Origin of the sequence: Psychromonas aquatilis (assembly GCF_038155185.1) — a bacterium.
GTDB lineage: Bacteria > Pseudomonadota > Gammaproteobacteria > Enterobacterales > Psychromonadaceae > Psychromonas > Psychromonas aquatilis.
In genome coordinates this window covers 1-221 of sequence record NZ_JBAKAZ010000329.1, presented here as the reverse complement: position 1 = coordinate 221, position 221 = coordinate 1, and the positions used below count along the sequence as shown (strand labels likewise).

General features: G+C 36.2%; 1 pseudogene. It reads left to right on the top strand.

The window, feature by feature from the left end:
- Window positions 1–221, top strand: a pseudogene (locus tag V6256_RS15730) (pilus assembly protein PilQ); the annotation flags it as partial.

The following is a 221-nucleotide window of genomic DNA, read 5'->3' as shown; positions in this document are numbered from 1 at the left end:
AGCGATAGCTGCAGCCATCTTACAAAATGGTGATTTTGGCAAAACCGAAAAAGCCAATAACATTAAACAGAACCAACAGAAAAAAAGCACCTCTAAAGAAAGTATTAAAGGAGTTATTAATAATATCAGCAATATAGACTTTCAAAGAGGACGTCAGCGACAAGGCAATCTGTTTGTGTATTTGGATAATGCCAATATTGCCGTTGATTTACACAGTCGAG